The following is a 3123-nucleotide window of genomic DNA, read 5'->3' on the forward strand; positions in this document are numbered from 1 at the left end:
CATCTCCCTGATCAACGTCCAGGCCGGGACGGCGCTGTACCTCATGGAGAACGAACCCGAGCGAGCCGCCGAGGCCCTGGCCACCATCAAGGCGACCAGCAAGGACACCCTCACCGAACTGCGGGGCATGCTCGGCGTGCTGCGCTCGGCCGACGAGGCCGCGCCCCGCTCCCCCGTCCGGGGGCTGGACCGGGTCGGAGAGCTGGTGGAGGGTGCTCGGCGGGCGGGGATCGAGGTGCGTGTGGAGACGGCGGGACGGCCCCGACGCCTGCCCGTGGGCACCGACACCGCCGCCTACCGCACCGTCCAGGAGGCCCTGACCAACGTGGTCCGGCACTCGGGCGCCGCCTCCGCGACGGTGCGGATCGACCACCGCGACACGTCCCTGGACATCGAGGTCACCGACGACGGGCACGGCACCGTCGGACCGCCGGAGCCCGGCAACGGCATCACCGGTATGGCCGAGCGGGCCGCCCTGCTCGGCGGCACGGTGGACGCGCGCCCCCTGGACGGGGGAGGATTCCGGGTACGGGCGCACCTGCCGTTGGACGGCGGTGGGAGTCCCCCCACCGCGGCCTCCGGTGAGGTCGCGACCGCTGACGGAACGGAGCGACGTTGATCCGGGTGCTGCTCGCCGACGACCAGGCCTTGGTGCGCGCCGGGTTCCGCGCGCTCCTGGACAGCGCACCGGACATCCAGGTGGTCGCCGAGGCCGCCGACGGCGCGGAGGCGGTACGGCTGACCCGCGAGGAGCGCCCCGACGTCGTCCTCATGGACATCCGCATGCCGGGCGTCGACGGGTTGGCGGCGGCCGGGCGCATCCTGTCGGACCGGTCCCTGGACCGCACGCGGGTCGTCATCCTCACCACGTTCGACCTGGACGAGTACATCTTCGACGCGCTGCGGGCGGGGGCGAGCGGGTTCCTGGTCAAGGACACCGAACCGGCGGACCTGCTCCAGGCGGTGCGGGTCGTGCACGGGGGCGAGGCCCTGCTGTCGCCGGGAGTCACCCGGCGGCTCATCGCCGACTGCGCCCGCCGTCCCAGAAGCGCTCCCGAACCGTCGACGCGCCTGAACGGGCTCACCGAGCGTGAACGCGAGGTGGTCGCGCTGGTGGGCGGCGGTCTGTCCAACGAGGAGATCGCCGCGCGGCTCGTGGTCAGCCCCGCCACGGCCAAGACACACGTGAGCAGGGCGATGGTGAAGCTGGGGGCGCGCGATCGGGCCCAGTTGGTCGTCATCGCCTACGAGGCGGCGCTCGTCACCCCGCGGTGGAGCAGGGAGTCCTGACCGGGCGCCCCCGCGCTCTGGGGAGTCGTCGGGCCGAAGGGCCCCGGGGCCCTGAGCCCCTCTCGGGGATTTCCCCTACACGTCTGGGAGTAGCCGCCTCGGCGTGTGTACGCCGAGAAGTGGTCCCCGGATGTCGCCGACGAGACGATGTGCGGCGCCGGGCCCCCGGCGGATGCTGAGAGCCGTCCACGGCACCCGACCCCGAGGCCCCACGATGCTCGAAGATCCGCTCCTGCTCGCGCGACTCCAGTTCGCGCTGACGGCCGCCACGCACTACATGTTCGTGGCCCTGACGCTGGGCTTGGCCCCCTACATCCTGGCCACCCAGCTGACCGCCGTCCTGCGCGACGACCGCGCGCGGATGACCGCGGTCCGCTTCTGGGGCGGACTGTACCTGGTCAACTACGGCATGGGCGTACTGTCCGGCCTGGTGATGGAGCTCCAGCTCGGACTGAACTGGAGCGGGATCCAGGAGATGTTCGGCTACACCTTCGCCGCGCCGATCGCCCTGGAGACGATGACCGCGTTCTTCGTCGAGTCCACGTTCCTCGGGCTGTGGATCTTCGGCTGGGACCGGATGGGCCGGTGGGCGCACCTGGCCTGTTTCGCCGTGGTCACCGCGACCGCCTACATGTCCGCGTGGTGGGTGCTGGTCTCCAACGGGTTCCTGCGCAACCCCGTGGGCTTCGAGATGGTCGACGGCGTGGCGCACATGACGGACCCGGCCGCGCTGCTGACCAACCCCGCCTCGGCCCTGGCCTTCGGGCACATCGTGACCAGCGCACTGCTGCTCGGGGCTCTGGTCGTCGCCGCGGTGAGCGCCTACCACCTGGTGCGGCGCAAGGACGATCACGGGATCTTCCGCCGGGGCGTGCGCTACGCGGCGATCACCGTCACGCTCATGGCCCTGCCCGTGGCGACGTTCGGCGGACTCCAGTTCGGAATCGTCGGCGAGGCACCGCCGACCAGCGGCCTCACCTACTCCCCGGGGGAGATCGAGGCGATCGAGGCGGCCCACGAGGGCGGCACGGCGTCGGCGGTCGGGCTGTTCGGAGAGGTGACGATGGTCCTGTCCTGGTTGGTGTTCGCCCTGCTCGGCCCGGTCATGCTGCTGGTCTGGCCGTTCGGCGGACTCGACCGCTGGCGCTGGTTCCTCGCCCCGCTCACGGTGACGCCCTTCCTGCCGTACGCGGCGAGCGTCGGCGGCTGGGGGTTCCGCGAGACCAACCGCCAGCCGTGGGCCGTCGTCCACCACCTCACCACGGCGGACGCGATGACGCCCCTGTCCCCCGGGATGGCCCTGCTGTCCTTCTCCCTCTTCACGGCCGCGTTCGCGGTCCTGGCCTCGGTCACCTGCTGGCTCCTGGCGCGCTACGCCCGGCGCGGCCCGGAGGGCGGTCCCCTCGCCGCCCGCCGCGAGGCCGAGCACGGGGAGCCCGCCGCCCCCGTCCACTCGTTCTGACCTTCCTGGGAGCACACCATGGACGTCCTGTCCTCCGCACTCCTCGCCCTGTTCCTCGTGGGTTACCTCGTCCTGGCCGGTTCCGACGTCGGCCTGGGGATGCTGATGCCCGCCGTGGCGCGCACACCCGGCCAGCGCCGCCGGACCGTCGCCGCCGTCGCCCCCTGCTTCCTCGCCTCGGAGGTGTGGCTGGTCGCCGCCGTCGGTGTCCTGGCCGGCCTGTTCCCGTACACCGAGCACCACGTGGTCGCGAAGCTGTGGCCGGTGCTCGTCGCCCTCCTCGCCGGATGGCTGGTCCGCGACGCCGGACTGTGGTTGCGCGCGCGGCTCGACCGGCCGGGGTGGCGGTCCGCCTGCGACGGCGCCGTCGT

Annotated in this window: 4 protein-coding genes; all 4 read left to right on the plus strand. The window is 72.8% G+C overall.

All coding sequences use genetic code 11. The features are described 5' to 3' along the window. The coding region (locus D471_RS34605) for a sensor histidine kinase (protein WP_017599462.1) at positions 1 to 619 on the plus strand (619 nt) is incomplete at its 5' end. Further along, positions 616 to 1290, plus strand: coding sequence for a response regulator (locus D471_RS0115500; RefSeq protein ID WP_017599463.1), 675 nt, complete (start codon positions 616 to 618; stop codon positions 1288 to 1290). The genes D471_RS34605 and D471_RS0115500, both read left to right, overlap by 4 nt. Positions 1291 to 1504: 214 nt before the next feature. Continuing rightward, positions 1505 to 2752: a cytochrome ubiquinol oxidase subunit I gene (locus tag D471_RS0115505; protein WP_017599464.1), complete on the plus strand. Its 1248-nt coding sequence runs from the start codon at positions 1505 to 1507 to the stop codon at positions 2750 to 2752. An 18-nt stretch (positions 2753 to 2770) separates the two neighbouring features. After that, positions 2771 to 3123 (plus strand): cytochrome d ubiquinol oxidase subunit II (locus D471_RS0115510; protein ID WP_017599465.1); only part of this gene is annotated, 353 nt, incomplete at its 3' end.

The sequence above is a fragment of the Nocardiopsis lucentensis DSM 44048 genome, assembly GCF_000341125.1.
Classification (GTDB): domain Bacteria; phylum Actinomycetota; class Actinomycetes; order Streptosporangiales; family Streptosporangiaceae; genus Nocardiopsis; species Nocardiopsis lucentensis.

Bases quoted from the DNA above. Each gene is read 5' to 3' on its own strand.
- D471_RS0115505 (WP_017599464.1), top strand. From the start codon at position 1,505: ATGCTCGAAGATCCGCTCCTGCTCGCGCGACTCCAGTTCGCGCTGACG.